Genomic DNA, 17,651 nt, shown 5'->3' on the forward strand with positions numbered 1-17,651 from the left:
TATGCTTAATATCAAAAAATATGGAGCTATTGATATCGGTTCTAATGCCGTAAGGTTATTAATTACTAGCATTATAGAACAAGAAGATAAACCTGTTATATTTAAGAAAAACGCTTTAGTTCGTGTGCCAATAAGGTTAGGAGCAGATGTTTTTATTTCTGGAGAAATTTCAGAATACAATAAAAACAGAATTAAAGATACAATGAAAGCTTTTTATCTTTTAATGAAATCTCATGGTATTGTGCGTTATAAAGCATGTGCAACTTCTGCAATGCGTGAAGCCAGTAATGGCAAAGAAGTCTGTGATTTGGTTAAAGCAGAATGTAATATTAAAATAGATATTATTGATGGTGAAGAAGAAGCAACTATAATTGCTGCCACAGATTTACATAAGTTTATTAATCCAGACAAGACGTATCTCTATGTAGATGTTGGTGGTGGTAGTACAGAATTTTCTATAATTCATAATTCTAACAAGGTTGAATCAAAGTCATTTAAAATAGGAACAGTGCGTTTGCTAAATGATAGCGTTAAGAATGAAACATGGAAATCTTTAGAAGAATGGATAAAAGCAAATACTAATGTTTACGATAAAATAGAGCTCATAGGTTCTGGTGGAAACATTAATAAGATTTTTAAAATCTCTGGAAAAGATATTGGTAAGCCTTTATCTTATTTTTACTTAACAAGTTATTATAACGAATTACAAAACTATTCTTACGAAGAGCGTATTACTGAGCTTAATCTTAACCAAGATAGAGCGGATGTAATAATACCTGCACTGCGCATTTATTTGTCGGCAATGAAATGGAGTGGTGCCAAAGATATTTTAGTACCAAAAATTGGTTTATCAGATGGTATTGTAAAGAGTATATACTACAAAACGATAATGAGTACATCTTTGTAATTTACCGTTTGTCCTATTTTTTCTATCAAAAGTCTAATAATTAATCAATTCTAATATTGGAAACATATATTCGTAACTTAAATGTTAAATTACTTATGAAAAAAGTTTTACTTACCTCAGTATTTATATTATTCATAGCTTTTAGTTTTGCTCAAGGATATGAGTCTACAAAGTATGGTATAAGAGCAGGTGTTAATATATCTAACTTAGATTTTGATCCTTCTCCTGTAAATAGAAATCTTCATAGAAATGGCTTTTATTTTGGAGGTTTCGCAGAGTTTTCATTATCTGAGACTACTTGGTTAAGCACTGAGTTACTTTGGTCTGCTGAAGGCGCAAAAGATGAAAACTGGAGAGCAAATTACCTTAACTTGCCAATACAATTAAAATTTAAATTAGGGGAGCATTTCACATTAGGAGCTGGACCACAAATTGGAGTTAAAACATGGAAGAGTGCGGACGCCTTTGACACTTTTAGATTTTCTGGTGTTGGAGGTATAGAATACAAATTTTTGGAAGACTATTTTATAGATGTTAGAGCTGGTTATGATTTTAAAAATTTATTAGATGAAAATCTATCTCCATTAGAAGCTACACAGTTTACCATTCAAGTAGGAATTGGTATTAAGATTTAAAACTATTTAGTTTATTACATAAAAGAAAAGCCTCTTCATTTGAAGGGGCTTTTCTTTTTATCCATGTATGGTTTCCTTATTCCCAAGGGTTTTAATTATTTCAGCTTCATAATCTAAGAGGTCTTGCCATTTTTTATCAACTTCTTCTTTATCACCATATTTTCTAGCAAATTTTAAGAACATGGTATAATGTCCGGCCTCACTAATCATAAGCTTTCGGTAAAATTTAGCTAATTTTTTATCCTCAAGTCCTTCAGATAAAAGTCTGAAGCGCTCACAGCTTCTTGCCTCAATTAAAGCGGCATATAATAGTCTATGCACTAATTGTGTAGTTCTGCTTCCACCTTTAGGAAAGAACTTTAATAGCTGAATAACATAGTCGTCTTTTCTGTCTCTACCTAGGACCCAGCCTTTTTCAAGAATAAGGTCATGTACCATTTTAAAATGGCTCATTTCTTCATTTACCAAGTCAATCATTTCCTGAACGAGCTCAGTATATTCAGGAAAACTAACAATTAAAGAAACAGCTGTACTCGCAGCTTTTTGCTCGCAATAGGCATGGTCGGTTAAAATATCTTCGATATTCTTTTCAACGATGTTTACCCATCTTGGGTCTGTTGGTAGTTTAAGTCCAAGCATAATTATAAGAAATCGTCTTCAGTTGAAATTAGATGGTACGACCCATCCTTATTGATATTTAGTTTAAGCGATTTGCAATCACTAGTTTCAATCATACAGTAGTCAATGTCTAGCACTACCTGACTATTAGAAGACTGCAATTGGTTTATCCAGACCCCTTTAAGATTAGCAATCGTTAGATAATCTGATAATCTTTCGTTTTGAGTAATTAAGAAAGACTTGTCTATAGTCTTTTCAAAAATGTTATGGTCTTGATGCGTTATAGAAATATGACTATTTACAGTACGATAATGTTTTTTTAAGAATAAAGAATCCTTAGCATCTTCAATTGTAATATGATTATTCATGTTAGTAAAGGTCTTTATCTTAATACTGAAACCATTTGATAAAGTGGTATCAATAGCAATTTCTCTATAATTTTCAGGAATATACTCTACTTTTTCAATAGTAGTTTTAGCTTTAAAAGCTTCGATGCTTTCTGATAATGCTTTAGTATGAGATTTTCTGCCTTCACAACTTGTAAAGGCTATGATGAGAATTGGAATTATGTAAAGTATTTTTTTCATAATCTAAATATCTAGCCCAAATGTACGCTTCAGTAAATCCATATTTGGATTTTTCTCTTTCAATTTTTCGTACTTTTCTAATGGTGTAAATGCATATTTTTTTGCAACTTCTTCATTTACGGTAATGTTGAGATGTAAGTCGTAATTTTTACACGCTTTCTTTAAATGTGCTAAAAGCGGATATTGAGCACGTTCTAATTCAATTTTACTAGTATTATTAGAGTAGGTAATACAAATTGCAGTGTCTTCTAATTTTGGCACTTCCATTTCCATAATAGAGGCCATTATTTTTTCTCCTTTTTTATGTAGTGTTGCCGTGTAGCTATTCCAAGCCTCGATTAATGCTTCTTGAGTAACAGGCTCTTTCGGTAGATTTTCTTCGTCGATAACAACATCCATTTGTTTAATTTGATGTTCTTTCTTTTCACGAATACTTTTAAGAGATAAGCCAGAGGTGACTTTAGCAGGTTTGTTAATCGATAATTTAGGAATTACTGGCTCAGCAACTTCCATAACAGGTTCTTCTACTGGCTTAGCTGTTTGAGGAATACTCTTTTTCTCTTCAGCTTTGGACTTAAGTTCAGGTTTAGAAACAGGAATTGGAACAATACCTTTAGCCTTAAAGTATGAGGGCGGAATTATGTAATGTCTACTATTTTTTTTTTCTCCATCAAAAGTGATAGAGGCTAATTGCATAAGAGCTAATTCTACGAGAAGACGCTGATTTTTACTGTTTTTATATTTTAGGTCACAGTCATTAGCAATGTCTATACCTTTAATTAGAAAGGCTTGAGAGGCTTTCTGAGCCTGTTCAACGTATTTTATCTTGGTGTCTTCTCCAACTTCAAGTAATTCTATTGTTGAAGGATTTTTGCACACCAATAAATCCCTAAAATGCGACGCTAATCCAGCAATATAATGATGTCCGTCAAACCCTTTGGAGAGTACGGTGTTGAAATGAATTAATAATTCAGGAATCTTATTCTCTAAGATAAAGTCTGTACTTGTAAAGTAAGTTTCGTAGTCTAGGACGTTTAAATTCTCAGTCACTGCCTGCCTCGTTAAGTTTTTACCAGAAAAACTAACCACTCGATCAAAAATAGATAAGGCATCACGCATAGCACCATCTGCCTTTTGCGCTATAATATGCAACGCATCATCTTCAGCAGTTACACCTTGTTCTTCAGCGATATATTTTAAATATTCTTTAGCGTCTTTTACCGTGATACGCTTAAAATCGAATATTTGACAACGTGAAAGAATAGTAGGGATAATCTTATGCTTTTCAGTAGTTGCTAAAATAAAAACACAATGTTTTGGAGGTTCTTCTAAAGTCTTTAAAAAAGCATTAAAAGCTGCTTGAGAGAGCATGTGAACCTCATCAATAATATAAACTTTGTACTTACCAACTTGTGGAGGTATGCGTACTTGGTCGGTTAAATTTCTAATATCATCTACTGAGTTATTAGAAGCAGCATCAAGTTCAAAAATATTGAAAGCAAAGTCTTCATCTTCGCTAGTATTGCCATCACTATTAATCATCTTAGCTAGGATACGCGCACAAGTCGTTTTTCCTACACCGCGTGGCCCTGTAAATAGAAGCGCCTGCGCTAAATGATTATTTTCTATGGCATTTAATAAGGTATTTGTAATGGCTTGTTGCCCCACAACATCCTTGAATGTTTGAGGTCTATATTTACGTGCCGATACTACAAAATGTTCCATAGAAAACTACTGAATTACAAATTTAAGAATAAGGATTAAATAGCCATTTTCAGAGTCCTAAATTTAATAGGAGTTATTAACAATTTGTTTACTTTTGCTGAAGTAAATCGCCTTATCGCAGTGGCAATTAAAGTCTCTGAGGAAAGTCCGAACACCGTAGTGCAATTATAGTGGTTAACAGCCATCCACCGTGAGGTGAGGAAAAGTGCAACAGAAAGAATGTACAGGTCATGCTGTAGTGAAATCAGGTAAACTCTATAAGGTGCAATGCCATGTATACCAACGCTTGAGGGCTGCACGTCCGATTGTTGGAGGGTAGGCAGCTAAAGTTTACTGGTAACAGTAAACGCAGATAAATGATAAGGCCGTGACACGGTAACGTCGTCATAGGACAGAATTCGGCTTATAGATTTGCTTTTATAAACAAGCCTTTTACTTTGGTAGAAGGCTTTGTTTATTTCTTGGCTAATCAAAGAAACTAAACATATTGCCACCGTAGCTCTTAGAGTGGCTGTAGTTTTGTAAATGACTTAAATCGGTATGTTTTGAATGCTCTATTATGAGAAGGCCTTCATCTTCTAAGAGTTCATTTTTAAAGACTAATTCTGGTATTTTAGAGAAGGCATCAACATCAAAATCATAAGGTGGATCTGCAAAGATTAATGTGTGTTTTTGCTTTGAGTTTTCTAGAAATTTAAACACATCACTTTTTATGGTTTTAATTGGCATCTCGAAGCTTTCAGCGGTTTGATTGATAAATTTTATACAACCAAAATTTGCATCAACAGCTAGGATTTCTTCTGTGCCTCTTGAAGCAAATTCGTAACTTATATTTCCTGTTCCTGAAAATAGGTCTAAAACAGAAATGTCATCAAAATAATAGCTATTATTCAAGATGTTGAAAAGTGCTTCTTTAGCCATATCTGTAGTTGGTCTAACAGGAAGCTGTTTTGGCGCCATAATTTTGCGTCCTTTATATTGTCCCGATATGATTCGCATCAAAACTATTTTTAATTAAAAAATGTTGTGAGTCCTCAACAATATCAACATGTCTAATATATTTATAAGCAATGGTATAAAGTGCATCTTCTTTGTTTACCGTTCCACAAAGCTTCAGTGCTAAGTTTTCAGGGTCTAATTGTTTCTGCTCACAAGTAAATAGGAGGTAATAGATAAAATCTTCGGGTGTAGTAAATTCAAAGTAATTATAGAATTCTAAGGATTTACCTTTTACCAAAACTTGCATTGTAGTATCCTGAATATTTACAATTAGTGTTGAATTATGAGTATCTGTAATTATTTTATCAGCAGCATTTAAGAACACGGTTGATGCATGTGTGTAAGAGAAAGCACCAAAGGTTTCAAAAATATAGTTATTGATGTTAACATAGGGTACATAAACACTCACGATATCATAAGATGATAGTTCATCTGAGGCGATAAAATCTGTTTTTAAAATTTTTGAGTTAAATTTTAAATATTCTGCATTATTAGCTTCATCATACAAGGCTTTAGGTACAAGCGTGGCTAATTCGTTGTAGTGAATGACATTTATAGAGTTAAACTCACTAGAAAACACAGTATTAGAGGCTAATTCTGCCTTAAGACGTTTAAGGGTTTCAAAAGGCGTTAGTTTTTGATCAAAAGAGATAGCGTTTATATACTCAATACTGTTATCCGTTCGATTAAGTATACAAAAAGAAAGTCCATTCAAATTAACTTGAATGGACAAATCTTTAATTTTATTTTGAGTCAAATCTATTCTTTTTTAGATTTTGCAAAGTTTTTTGGCCAGTTACCAGATGTACTAATTTCGTTCATAGAACCTACAGCAATCTTTGGTCCGTTTACACCATCAACAGAAACTACTTGTTTTTCGTTAGCCACTAAGTTTTTGTTTTGGTCATGTAAAACAACAGCTTTGTCAACACTTGCTTCAAAAACAGGAATATCGTCTATCTTACCTGCTTTTAATTCAAACTTAGCACCTGGCTCACCAACACCAACATTCATTATTTTTTGATATTCTACATTTTTGAAAAGAGAATCTTTCACAGAATAGTAATCTAAGGTATCTACGAGTGTAATTGTTTTCATCATATCAATACCAAACTGACGACTCTTTTCTTCATCTCTCACAGTACTATCACGTCTTTGTGTAATTGGTACCTTAGCTGTATCAATAAAACGAATTAAATTCTCGTACTTATCTGTATACTCTCCATTAACATCCTTGTAAGCGATTTGTGCTTTTTGAATATCAATAAGACGATCTACAACAACCTGATAACGGTCGTCCTTAATTTCTTTGAATCTTAACTCGTCATAAACCGAATTAAAAGTAATATAACCAAGGTAAATGATTAATCCCCAAAGGACTAAGTTAAGCACTGGTTTTAATTTTTTAGGAACAAATTTGTCTATTAACCAAACGATAAGTATAGTTAGGAGAATAATAGCAACAATTGCAATAATTACTTTTAACATAGTTAGTTTATTTTATTAGGTCTTTCGCAAATCTACAATTTTTTTTTGTTCGTAAAAACATAATAAATAAAAATATAAAAAAATGAATTTTGCACAGTAAACATTGAGTGCCTATATAAATATATAATGGTATCTTGCTCTAGAATTTTATAATGATTAATGCTAGAAAACGCGTCAGATTTTTATAGACTAATAAAGTCTAAATTTCCTTTTCAACCCACTGAAAAACAAGATGTTGTTTTATTACAGTTATCGGAGTTTATTTTTGATACTAAACCTAATGCCTTATATCTTTTAAAAGGTTTTGCAGGTACAGGTAAGACGAGTATTATTGGCACCATAGTTTCAAACTTATGGCAAGCCAAAGTTAGTGCTGTTTTATTAGCTCCTACGGGTAGAGCAGCTAAAGTAATATCTAATTACTCAAAAAAAGAGGCGTTTACCATACATAAGAAAATTTATTTCCCTAAAAAAGAAAAAGGCGGTGGTGTAAAGTTTGTGATGCAACCCAACAAGCACAGAAATACCATTTTTATTGTTGACGAAGCCTCAATGATACCAGATATTCCTGCTGACTCTAAATTATTCGAAAATGGTTCGCTTTTAGACGATTTAATTCAATATGTATATTCAGGACATAAATGTAAATTGCTTTTAATAGGTGATACTGCGCAATTACCACCTGTTAAGTCTGAGTTAAGTCCGGCATTGGATGCTTCAAAATTAGACCTTAACTATAATAAATCTGTCCAGTCCGTAGAGTTGGATGAAGTGGTTCGTCAAGAGCAAGATTCTGGAATTTTAGAGAATGCTACCGAGCTTAGAGCCGTTTTAGAAACTTCGTTTTACGATAGTTTTAAATTTAACGTGTCACCTTATAAAGATATCGTGAGATTGATTGATGGCCACGAGATAATGGATGCTATTAATGATGCTTATAACAATAACGGTTATGAAGAAACTGCAATAATAGTAAGAAGTAACAAACGTGCAAACCTATATAATCAACAGATTAGAAATCGAATATTATTCAATGACAGTGAACTCTCTGCAGGAGATTATCTCATGGTGGTAAAGAATAATTATTTCTGGATAAAGCCTACAACAGAAGCAGGTTTTATTGCCAATGGCGATATTATTGAAGTGCTAGAAATCTTCAGTATCAAAGAGCTTTACGGGTTTAAGTTTGCTGAAGTGAAAGTTAAAATGGTAGATTATCCAAAAATGCGCCCGTTTGAAACAGTTTTACTTTTAGACACGATTTCTTCAGAAAGTGCTTCTTTAACTTATGACGAATCAAACAAGCTTTATCAAGAAGTAGCTAAGGACTATGCAAACGAAGCTTCTAATTACAAACGTTTCTTAGGTGTTAAGAATAATAAATTCTTCAATGCTTTACAGGTTAAGTTTTCTTATGCAATAACCTGTCATAAATCTCAAGGAGGTCAATGGAATACTATTTTTGTAGAACAACCTTATTTACCTAGCGGACCAGATAGAGATTATATAAGATGGTTATATACTGCAGTGACTAGAGCAAAAGAAAAATTATATCTTATTGGTTTTAAAGACGATTCTTTTGTTGAATAGTATATATCATTTCAAACTGTTATTTTTGATATATAAAACAATCCATAAATGAAGGTTATTGCCATGATTCCCGCACGCTATGCGGCCTCACGTTTCCCTGCTAAACTTATGCAAGATTTAGCTGGTAAAACGGTAATTACTAGAACCTACGAGGCTACAGTAGCTACAGGCTTATTTTCTGAAGTCTATGTGGTTACAGATAGCACAATAATTTTTGACGAAATTACATCCAATGGTGGCAAGGCGATTATGAGTATAAAGGAGCACGAGTCTGGTAGTGATAGAATTGCTGAAGCTGTAACGAACGTAGATTGTGATATTATAGTAAATGTTCAAGGCGATGAGCCATTTACAGAACGCGCGAGTTTAGAAAAAGTATTGAGTGTCTTTAAGCATGATAAAGACAAAGCTATTGACTTAGCATCACTGATGGTAGAAATTACGGATTGGGATGAGATTGAAAACCCTAATACGGTTAAAGTTATTGTAGACCAAAACAACTTTGCACTCTATTTTTCTAGAAGCCCAATTCCTTATCCACGCGATAAGAGTGTGGCTTCACGATATTTTAAGCATAAAGGTATATATGCTTTTAGAAAGGAAGCTTTATTAGACTTTACAGTATTGCCAATGCAATTTTTGGAAGCTACAGAAAAGATAGAATGCATACGGTATCTGGAATACGGAAAGCGAATTAAAATGGTAGAAACAGATATTCAAGGTGTTGAAATAGATACACCTGAAGATTTAGAACGTGCTAAAAAACTTTGGAAGTAATTGAAGGCTGATTACAATAACATAAAAGTCATAGGTTTTGATGCAGACGATACGCTTTGGGTTAATGAAACGTATTTTAGAGATGCAGAACAAGAGTTTGCTCTATTGTTGTCTCAGTTTGAAACACCAAATAAAATAGACCAAGAGCTCTTTAAAATGGAAATGAAAAACCTTCCTGTTTACGGTTACGGTGTTAAAGGATTTGTACTTTCTATGGTAGAGATGGCTTTAGAATTATCTAACCATACCGTATCTAGTAAAACTATAGAGAAAATCTTAGATATAGGTAAAGACATGATTAATAAGCCCGTAGAGTTATTGGACGGCGTTGAAGAGACCTTAAAGTCACTTTCAAGAAAATATCGGTTAATTGTAGCCACTAAAGGCGATTTGTTAGACCAAGAACGAAAGCTGGAGAAGTCAGGATTATTACATTATTTCCATCATATCGAAGTGTTGAGTGAAAAAGAGAGTGCAAATTATTCAAAATTATTAGCGCATTTAGATATTAATCCATCAGAATTTTTAATGGTGGGAAACTCTTTAAAATCTGATATTTTGCCTTTAGTAGAAATAGGAGCCAAGGCAATTCATGTTCCCTTTCATACCACATGGCAACATGAGACCGTATCGCAATCGGTAGCTGATAATGCAGATTATTTAACTGTAGATTCGATTAATGAGGTTTTAAATTATTTAAATCAATAGGTAGAACGTATAAGTATTTATATTTTTGTTAGAGAAATTAAGTCAATGAGTTTTAAGAATTTTCCAATGGTTTCGCGTGTCATGTTTGGGCGTGGTAGTTTCAATCAATTAGATGAAATTATTACTCCAAAACGCCAAGGACGTGAAGCTCCTTTTATTTACTATGTAGATGATGTTTTTAAAGGAAACCCTTGGTTGACTTCAAGAATTTCATTGTCTTACAAGGATAAAATAATCTATGTACCAACAAAGGAAGAGCCTAAAACGTCTCAAATAGACCAGCTTGTAGAAGATATTATTTTAGAGTTTAGTGAGCGTCCATCTGGTATCATCGGTATCGGTGGTGGAATTGTATTAGATATTGCAAAAGCCGTATCCATAATGCTAACTAATGAAGGCGAAGCTAAAGATTATCAGGGTTGGGATTTAGTAAAAAATCCGGCAATCTATCATGTTGGTATTCCGACAATTTCTGGTACAGGAGCAGAAGTCTCTCGTACAACTATTCTAACAGGACCAGACCGCAAATTGGGTATTAATAGTGATTATACACCTTTTGATCAAGTTATATTAGACCCAGAATTAACCAAAGATGTGCCTAAAGACCAATGGTTTTACACAGGTATGGATTGCTATGTACATTGTATAGAGTCTCTAAATGGGAGCTATTTAAATTCTTTCAGTCAATCTTATGGCGAGAAAGCTTTCGAAATTTGTAAAGAAGTTTTTTTAGGTGATAATCTTTCTGAAGAGGAAGCTCAAGATAAACTCATGATGGCCTCTTGGCATGGCGGTATGAGTATTGCTTATTCTCAAGTTGGTGTGGCTCACGCCATGAGTTATGGTTTGGGGTATCTTTTAGGAATAAAACATGGTATTGGCAATTGTATTGTTTTTGACCATCTAGAAGAATTCTATCCAGATGGTGTGAAGCTTTTCAAAGAAATGAAGGCCAAGCATAATATTGTTTTACCAAAAGGAATATGTGCCAACCTTGAAGAAGAAGAATTAGACATTATGATTAATGTAGCCTTGAGTTTAGAGCCGCTTTGGGAGAATGCTATTGGTAAAAACTGGAAAGACATTATCACACCTCAAAAACTCAAAGAGCTGTACTTAAAAATGTAGTATGAAAGCTCTTGCAAAGTTTATCTATTTTAAGTTGCTCGGCTGGAAAGTTGTAGGCAATACCAATTTCTCACAAGACAAAGTAAAGAAAGCTGTCATCATTGCGGCACCACATACAAGCTGGCATGACTTTTTTATAGGTTTGTACCTGAGAAAAGTTACAGGCGTAAAGACTAATTTTATCGGCAAGAAAGAATTATTTGTTTGGCCTTTAAAATATTACTTTAGAGCCATTGGCGGTAGACCAGTTGACCGTACCTCGGGTCAGAATAAGGTAGAGGCCATTGCAAAGTTATTTGAAGGTGAAGAAGAATTTAGACTCACGCTTGCTCCTGAAGGTACTCGTAAAAAAGTTGACGAATGGAAAACAGGATTCTACTATATCGCTAAAGCGGCAAAAGTGCCTATAATAATGTTTACTCTAGATTTTAAGAATAAGCAAAATAAAGTATCTGAGCCTTTTTATCCAACAGATGATAAAGAAGCAGATTTTGCATTTATGCATGCGTTTTATGAAGGTGTTGTTGGTAAGGTGCCTGACTATTCCTAAGATCTAGTTTGGCACAAGGTTTGATTTATTGTAAATGTAATGAAACATAAAATAAACTTAAAAGTGTCACTAGAAAGAAACATTACCATTAAAAAAGGCTATCAAGTAATTTTGATAGCCTTTTTTCAGTATATAATTTGAGAACTTTATTTTACTTCTTTCAAAGCATTATCTATAAGTGTTCTTAAATGTTGCTTATGTGCTTTTGATGAAACATCACCCGTAGGTGCTGCCATGGTTCTAATATTCTTTAGGTTATAAAGCGCCATAGATTTTGCATTATTTGTAAACCTACCACTTTGTTTACCCGTAAGCATATCTATAAGCATATTAGTGTATTCTAATTGTAAATTCTGTCTGAAAGAATTTACATTTCCGTAAATATCAGCTTTAAAAATAGCATTATTTAAGTCCGTCATAAAACTAGATAACTTATACTTATTTCCATATAACTCACTGTCAGTAATACGTTGTAATGTATTAGGATGTAGAATATGAATTAAAACGCCTCTTTGATAGTTTAATACTTGATTGTGAATTTTTGGGTCTTCTGGTCCTCCAAAGAAGTTGTAACCTCTACGCTGCATGGCTAAATAGTTATACAAATCGTTAGGTGCATCAAATGCATCTGGTGCAAAAACATAAGTTTTAAGGGCGTCCATTGCACGTTTTTGGTCTTCTAAACTTACAGGCGTGTATGGCTTAGTAGCTCCAGGTTGTCCTACCATAGCGCGGTCTACATAAACACCACCAATAAATCTTGAAATAACATTACCAGCTGTAGCGCGTTGCCCGCTAAGAATATAATAGGCACGACGCATTTCTTGGAAAGATTCTCCTCGCTTTGCAAACTTAGTCTTAATGTTACCCATCATTTGGTCAACTAGCTTAAATCTGTCAATAGAATATCCAATTTGGTCATTAGATAAATCACCAATCATTACACGTGGGTCAATAGCTTTTCCTGGAGCACGCATATCATCTGCATCATTTCCAAAAATTAGTTCTGGTTTTGTAGATTGACTTAAAAGCGCTTCTTTTTCGGCTCCAGTTTTAAAAGGTGTATACCCAAACTGAATTGCCCAAACATCATATGGTCCTACAGAGGTGTCGTAATATTGACCTTGCTTGCTTCTGTCTAATGTTAAGTTAATACCTGCATAATCCATTACAGAACCTGTAAGGCATTTACCCTCTATAAAATCTGCATCTGCTAATTGTTCTGGCGAAAATAACTGACTCGCCTTCATATTGTGGTTAAGTCCAAGAGTATGACCAACTTCATGCATGATTAAAGCTAACATGGCTTCTTTTTTCATACGTGCCATTTCTAAATCATCTGCTCCAGCAACTTCTAAAACCGCTTGACCAAACATGGTGTTTTCATGCATCACATGTCCCATTGAACAGAATACTTTATTCTCTCTTAAGAATTCTGAAGGGTCAAAAGCTTTTGGCTTGGCAGATAAATCAAAAAGCTTATCATACATTACTCTATTTGTAAAGTGCACGTACTCTAACATAATATCTGCACCCATAATTTCACCCGTTTTAGGATTTACAAAACTTGGTCCATAACCACCAAAAGGAGGATTTGGAGAAGATGTCCAGCGTAATACATTATAATTGATATCTCCAGCATCCCAAGTTGCATCGTCTGGTTGCATTTTCACCACCATAGCGTTTTTAAAACCAGCTTTTTCAAAAGCTTTGTTCCACTCTAAAACCCCTTGCTTTATAGTTTCTCTCCATTCTACAGGTGTAGAATTTTCCATCCACCATGTAATTGGCTTTACGGGCTCAGAAATTGCAGCATTTGGGTCTTTCTTTTTAAGATTCCAACGGTGGACTAAATCTCTAAACGGCGTAGAGTTTGTTGCTGTTTGGTCTTCAACTTGTGTCGTAAAATATCCCACGCGTGGGTCATCTAAACGTATTTCATAATCATTGTCTGGCATAGCAATAAAACTGTGGAATACTTGTACGCTAACATTTCTTCCATCTGCGATAGCTGCAGAACCACCGTTTAAAACAGAAGGTTTAGAATACACATACTCAACTTCTAAATTGGTATTGTCTTCATAATTATTTATAGTTTTTACTGTAGTTTTATTTTTATCAAGGTTTCCTAGTGAGAAAGCAAATGGTGATTGACCAGGGAAACGTGGACGCTTTAATTGTCTTAAAGTCTCTTTTAGGAAAATATCATCGGCTTTTATAAGATACTCTCCGGTTTTCTCGTCATGTGCTTCTACTTTAATAGAAGCCATTTTTCCGTTTGTAACATTTGCATCTTTTGAACGTGATATGGCATTATTTTCATCAAAGTAGAACGAAGTGTTTTGTCCTTCAAACTCTAATTTATTAAAGTTCTTATTCACTTTAAAAACTTTAGAGCCACCATATGCACCACGGAAAAGACCTGCATCTGTACTACCATTAGAAACTTGACTAAAATAGATGTATTCTTTGCCAATTTGGTCTTCTTTTACAATCATATGCATAGTGCCAGTGATTGTATCTTGATAAATGGTAAAAAGACCATCAATCTTTTTACTGGACTTAGTTAAGTCTTTGATTGATTTTTCTTTTTTCTTAGCAGGCGTAGGAGCAGCTGCTTCAGTCTTATCCTTTTTTCTTTTTTTCTTGCGTTGCGCAAAAGAATTTTGTGGCATTATAAACGCACACAAAAGTAGAGCCATAGTCATAAGTTTTATGGCTTTGATTGATGTCATTTTCATAATTAATAATTTGGTTTAGTGGTAAATAGATGTATTCCGTGAAAGAATAGTTCTACAATATATAAAATATGAGTTTTGCTTTGAGTTAACTAGTGTTAAAAGATTAGTACTTTTTTTCAAACTTATCTAGTAATGCGTTAGTCTGTTTTTGTAATTTTTTTTGAAAGAATGATGTGCCACCTATAAGCCATCCTTTAAATCCCATAGCCTGTGAAGCCCATTTATGCAAATTAAAAGTATCTGTATGTTTAATGATTAATCCATCTTTAAACTCAAATTGGGCCGAAATTTTATTATGAACTTTTCGCCCAGTTTTGCTGAAATGATATACAGCTTCCCAATTGGCAGAACACCTATTTTCATGACTTTCTACATTAGAAAATGAAATTTTAAATTCTTTTCCTTTTTGAGAGGCACTGAGCATACGCCACATATCCTTAGCGCGTTCACCCTTTAAAACACCAAAAGCAGGGTCTTCAAAAATTACATCTTTATGGTAACAACTTACCATAGTTTCTGTATCATGATTGGCAAAAGCGGTGTAAAATTTTGTAACTAATTCTTCCATTTTCTAAAGCTACAAAAAGTAAATTCAGCATTACATTAGAAATGAATTGATTTTTTTTACGACAAAACATCCAAAAAGAGGTTTGTAACGTAAATACGTAATATTGATTTATCTTTGCTCACTCGTAAAGTATGCTAAACACATAAAATTCCCCTTTTTTTAATTTAATGGATTAATTGAAAAAGGAAGAAAAGGCTATCATTAATTTGATAGCCTTTTTGATTTTATTTTCTTGTGTTTACTTTAAAATCATAAACTGTTTCTTTTTTCTGCCAGCGCTAGTCATAATAAATGTACCGTTATTGAAAGTACCAAAATATGGAATATAATGGGTATTGCCTTTATTATCCTGTACTTTGTTATAAGACGAATCGCCATATTTATCAAAAACAATATCATAGAGCGATGTAGATTCAAACCAACCTTTAGATACTTTTGTGCGACCATCTTCTTTTTCTATTAAGTTTTTTCCGGAGTTTAGCAGTACATGTAATTTGTCGTCTTTAAGAAATACGTTGTAAGAAGGAGCTCCTGACCTTTTGAAAATACTTCGTCCCCAATCGAGATTTCCAGCTTTATTTATTTTCATGATTAAAATATCGTCATAATGAGGTATAGTTTGCATATAGCCTCCACCCATGCCATTAGGAACATAGTTTGTAGTAATGTAAAACTCTTCGGCCACTAAATAGGTATTTCCGCCTTCGTCTTCAATTATGTAATCTGTGTAAAAGTTAGAGAGTTCTTTGCCTTTAGTTTTTTTACGTTTCGCTGCGCTTTCAGAATATAAATCATAATATACCTGTTTTGGTAATTCAAAATGATTACTTTTTTCTATTGACAAACTTTCTGAATTCACTGTGAATGTGCAACCACCTTTAATTCTTGATGAGTTTCTTTCAGAATAAAAGCCAGTAAGCTGTAGATTAGTATCGTTTTGACTGATACTTAGTGAGCGTATAAACTGCTCTCCTTTCAAGATTATGTCCGTAGCTTGTACATTGTCTTCTATAATTTTATAGATAATAAAGTCGTAGTTGGCTTTACCGTTTACTTTATCATAATCGCTTGTTTTATAAAGTTTACCAAGACTGTATGTAATTGCATCATTGTTAATAGCTAAATCATTAAATTCAAAATATTTATTTTCTTCGTCCTTGTAAGATTTTGAATATACAAGACTCAAATCGTCAGTGTCGAAGACATGGATGCTATAAGCATTGGAGTTCTTTTTAATATCATCTGTAGCCATAGCTATGTATTGGCCGTTTGGCGAAATGGCAAAACTAGTTTCACGTTTTCTACCACCAGAAAAAATAGGGAATCTCTTTGTAATGGTTTTGCTCAGTAATTGCGTTTTAGAATGTTTTTTGGTCTTAACATTAAAGGTGTGGCAATTTATTACGCGCTCTTTTTTGCTTGGGGAATAGAGCGTAAATACTTTTATCTCGTCGCCATACGTTACATAATCTTTAAAAAATTCCCTTTTATCGGTCTCTATTAAAGATGAATGGGTTTTGTTTAGTGAACTATCGAATACATCAAAGAGAATATGTCTTTTACTTTCTCTAATAAGCGCTGTTATACTTTCTTTATTCGTATAAATAGCAAGGACACCGCCAGCTTTTTCTTTGTCTTTAAATTCGGGACTTTCGCTAACAGCGAGTTGCGCAGTTTGTGCAAAAGCAGACAAGGCCATTACAAGGGTAATAGCCAATGTAAATAGTTTCCTCATTGAATGATTATAGTGTTTTGGTTAAAATTGAAATGGAAACGTGTATTGTTAATTATTCTGAAGCTTCTTCCATAGTATGATATACGTTTTGTACATCATCGTCTTCTTCAATTTTTTCTAGAAGTTTTTCTACATCCGCAGCTTGTTCTGGAGTTAATTTTTTTGTGACTTGTGGGATACGCTCAAAACCAGAGGAAAGGATTTCAATATTATTTTCTTCTAAATAAGACTGTATTTTACCAAAGCTTTCAAAAGGTGCGTAAATCATTACACTCTTCACTTCGTTTCCGTCGTCGTCTTCATCGGTGTCTTCAAATATTTCTTCAACACCAAAATCAATCAGTTCTAGTTCTAGTTCTTCTAAATCAAGCTCTTCACCTTTAATTTTAAAATTACAAGTATGGTCAAACATAAAAACTACAGAACCAGAGGTGCCTAAGCTACCATCGCACTTATTAAAATAACTTCTTACATTAGCCACAGTTCTGGTATTATTATCTGTGGCGGTTTCTACTAAAATGGCGATGCCGTGAGGTGCATAACCTTCGAATATTACTTCTTTGTAGTCGCCTTGACTTTTATCGGATGCCCTTTTTATAGCACGTTCTATATTGTCTTTAGGCATGTTAACAGACTTTGCATTTTGTATTACTGCTCTAAGTCTACTATTGCTATCGGGGTCTGGTCCACCTTCTTTTACAGCCATTACAATATCTTTACCAATACGCGTAAAGGCTTTGCTCATTGCGGACCAACGTTTCATTTTTCTTGCTTTTCTAAATTCAAAAGCTCTTCCCATAGTCTATTGTATTTGTTTTGTCAAATTTAAATAATTATCTGCATTCCTTAGTCATTTGGTATATGACGACTCAAAAAGTTTTGATTAACTGTATTT

General features: G+C 33.6%; 17 protein-coding genes and 1 other RNA gene. 8 read left to right on the plus strand and 10 right to left on the minus strand.

The features are described 5' to 3' along the window. Position 1: 1 nt before the first annotated feature. Positions 2–907 (plus strand): Ppx/GppA phosphatase family protein, encoded by a 906-nt coding sequence (locus BUB95_RS10870; RefSeq protein ID WP_073086363.1) that lies wholly within the window; start codon positions 2–4, stop codon positions 905–907. A gap of 95 nt (positions 908–1,002) precedes the next feature. Next, complete coding sequence (locus BUB95_RS10875) at positions 1,003–1,542, plus strand: porin family protein (protein ID WP_073087411.1); 540 nt, start codon at positions 1,003–1,005, stop codon at positions 1,540–1,542. 57 nt (positions 1,543–1,599) lie between these two features. Here the strand turns inward: BUB95_RS10875 and miaE are convergent, their stop codons facing one another. From miaE to dnaX, 3 genes are read right to left on the minus strand one after another with little or no spacing between them, the layout of a single operon-like run. After that, the gene (miaE, locus tag BUB95_RS10880) at positions 1,600–2,181 is read right to left on the minus strand and encodes a MiaE family protein (protein WP_073086366.1); all 582 of its coding nucleotides are present in this window, start codon (positions 2,179–2,181) and stop codon (positions 1,600–1,602) included. A gap of 2 nt (positions 2,182–2,183) precedes the next feature. Further along, entirely contained in the window at positions 2,184–2,747 is a 564-nt protein-coding gene (locus tag BUB95_RS10885; protein WP_073086368.1) for a hypothetical protein, read from the minus strand. A gap of 3 nt (positions 2,748–2,750) precedes the next feature. Next, a complete protein-coding gene (dnaX, locus tag BUB95_RS10890; protein WP_073086370.1) occupies positions 2,751–4,472 on the minus strand; it encodes a DNA polymerase III subunit gamma/tau in 1,722 nt (573 codons plus the stop codon). A gap of 99 nt (positions 4,473–4,571) precedes the next feature. On the opposite strand from dnaX, the gene rnpB reads away from it, so the two are divergent. After that, an RNA gene (gene rnpB, locus BUB95_RS10895) (RNase P RNA component class A) lies at positions 4,572–4,894 on the plus strand. Between the two features lie 43 nt (positions 4,895–4,937). On the opposite strand, the gene BUB95_RS10900 is transcribed toward rnpB, so the two are convergent. From BUB95_RS10900 to BUB95_RS10910, 3 genes are read right to left on the minus strand one after another with little or no spacing between them, the layout of a single operon-like run. Beyond that, positions 4,938–5,471 carry an RsmD family RNA methyltransferase gene (locus BUB95_RS10900; RefSeq protein ID WP_073086372.1) on the minus strand — a complete coding sequence of 178 codons (534 nt, stop codon included), beginning with the start codon at positions 5,469–5,471 and terminating at the stop codon, positions 4,938–4,940. Continuing rightward, complete coding sequence (locus tag BUB95_RS10905; protein ID WP_073086374.1) at positions 5,446–6,228, minus strand: DUF3822 family protein; 783 nt, start codon at positions 6,226–6,228, stop codon at positions 5,446–5,448. Before BUB95_RS10905 ends, BUB95_RS10900 begins: the two co-directional genes overlap by 26 nt. Before the next feature lie 2 nt (positions 6,229–6,230). Next, entirely contained in the window at positions 6,231–6,959 is a 729-nt protein-coding gene (locus BUB95_RS10910; RefSeq protein ID WP_073086376.1) for a hypothetical protein, read from the minus strand. 159 nt (positions 6,960–7,118) lie between these two features. Here BUB95_RS10910 and BUB95_RS10915 point away from each other — a divergent pair, with 159 nt between their 5' ends. From BUB95_RS10915 to BUB95_RS10935, 5 genes are read left to right on the plus strand one after another with little or no spacing between them, the layout of a single operon-like run. Beyond that, on the plus strand, positions 7,119–8,549 hold the full coding sequence (locus BUB95_RS10915) for an ATP-dependent DNA helicase (RefSeq protein WP_073086378.1): 1,431 nt from the start codon (positions 7,119–7,121) through the stop codon (positions 8,547–8,549). A 48-nt stretch (positions 8,550–8,597) separates the two neighbouring features. Further along, the gene (kdsB, locus tag BUB95_RS10920) at positions 8,598–9,326 is read left to right on the plus strand and encodes a 3-deoxy-manno-octulosonate cytidylyltransferase (RefSeq protein WP_073086380.1); all 729 of its coding nucleotides are present in this window, start codon (positions 8,598–8,600) and stop codon (positions 9,324–9,326) included. Beyond that, positions 9,327–10,034 carry an HAD family hydrolase gene (locus BUB95_RS10925; RefSeq protein WP_073086382.1) on the plus strand — a complete coding sequence of 236 codons (708 nt, stop codon included), beginning with the start codon at positions 9,327–9,329 and terminating at the stop codon, positions 10,032–10,034. A gap of 45 nt (positions 10,035–10,079) precedes the next feature. Beyond that, positions 10,080–11,162 (plus strand): iron-containing alcohol dehydrogenase family protein, encoded by a 1,083-nt coding sequence (locus BUB95_RS10930; RefSeq protein ID WP_073086384.1) that lies wholly within the window; start codon positions 10,080–10,082, stop codon positions 11,160–11,162. A gap of 1 nt (position 11,163) precedes the next feature. Then, positions 11,164–11,712, plus strand: coding sequence for a 1-acyl-sn-glycerol-3-phosphate acyltransferase (locus BUB95_RS10935; protein WP_073086386.1), 549 nt, complete (start codon positions 11,164–11,166; stop codon positions 11,710–11,712). Between the two features lie 146 nt (positions 11,713–11,858). Here BUB95_RS10935 and BUB95_RS10940 read toward each other — a convergent pair whose 3' ends face one another. The 4 genes from BUB95_RS10940 to BUB95_RS10955 all read right to left on the minus strand — a co-directional run bounded on the left by BUB95_RS10940 (position 11,859) and on the right by BUB95_RS10955 (position 17,555). Then, positions 11,859–14,453 carry a zinc-dependent metalloprotease gene (locus tag BUB95_RS10940; protein ID WP_073086388.1) on the minus strand — a complete coding sequence of 865 codons (2,595 nt, stop codon included), beginning with the start codon at positions 14,451–14,453 and terminating at the stop codon, positions 11,859–11,861. Positions 14,454–14,556: 103 nt separating this feature from the next. Continuing rightward, on the minus strand, positions 14,557–15,021 hold the full coding sequence (locus BUB95_RS10945; protein WP_073086390.1) for a nuclear transport factor 2 family protein: 465 nt from the start codon (positions 15,019–15,021) through the stop codon (positions 14,557–14,559). 238 nt (positions 15,022–15,259) lie between these two features. Then, positions 15,260–16,756 carry a hypothetical protein gene (locus BUB95_RS10950; protein ID WP_143185596.1) on the minus strand — a complete coding sequence of 499 codons (1,497 nt, stop codon included), beginning with the start codon at positions 16,754–16,756 and terminating at the stop codon, positions 15,260–15,262. A gap of 52 nt (positions 16,757–16,808) precedes the next feature. After that, positions 16,809–17,555 carry a YebC/PmpR family DNA-binding transcriptional regulator gene (locus BUB95_RS10955; protein ID WP_073086394.1) on the minus strand — a complete coding sequence of 249 codons (747 nt, stop codon included), beginning with the start codon at positions 17,553–17,555 and terminating at the stop codon, positions 16,809–16,811. Positions 17,556–17,651: the final 96 nt, after the last annotated feature.

The organism is Winogradskyella jejuensis, assembly GCF_900129745.1.
Taxonomy (GTDB): domain Bacteria; phylum Bacteroidota; class Bacteroidia; order Flavobacteriales; family Flavobacteriaceae; genus Winogradskyella; species Winogradskyella jejuensis.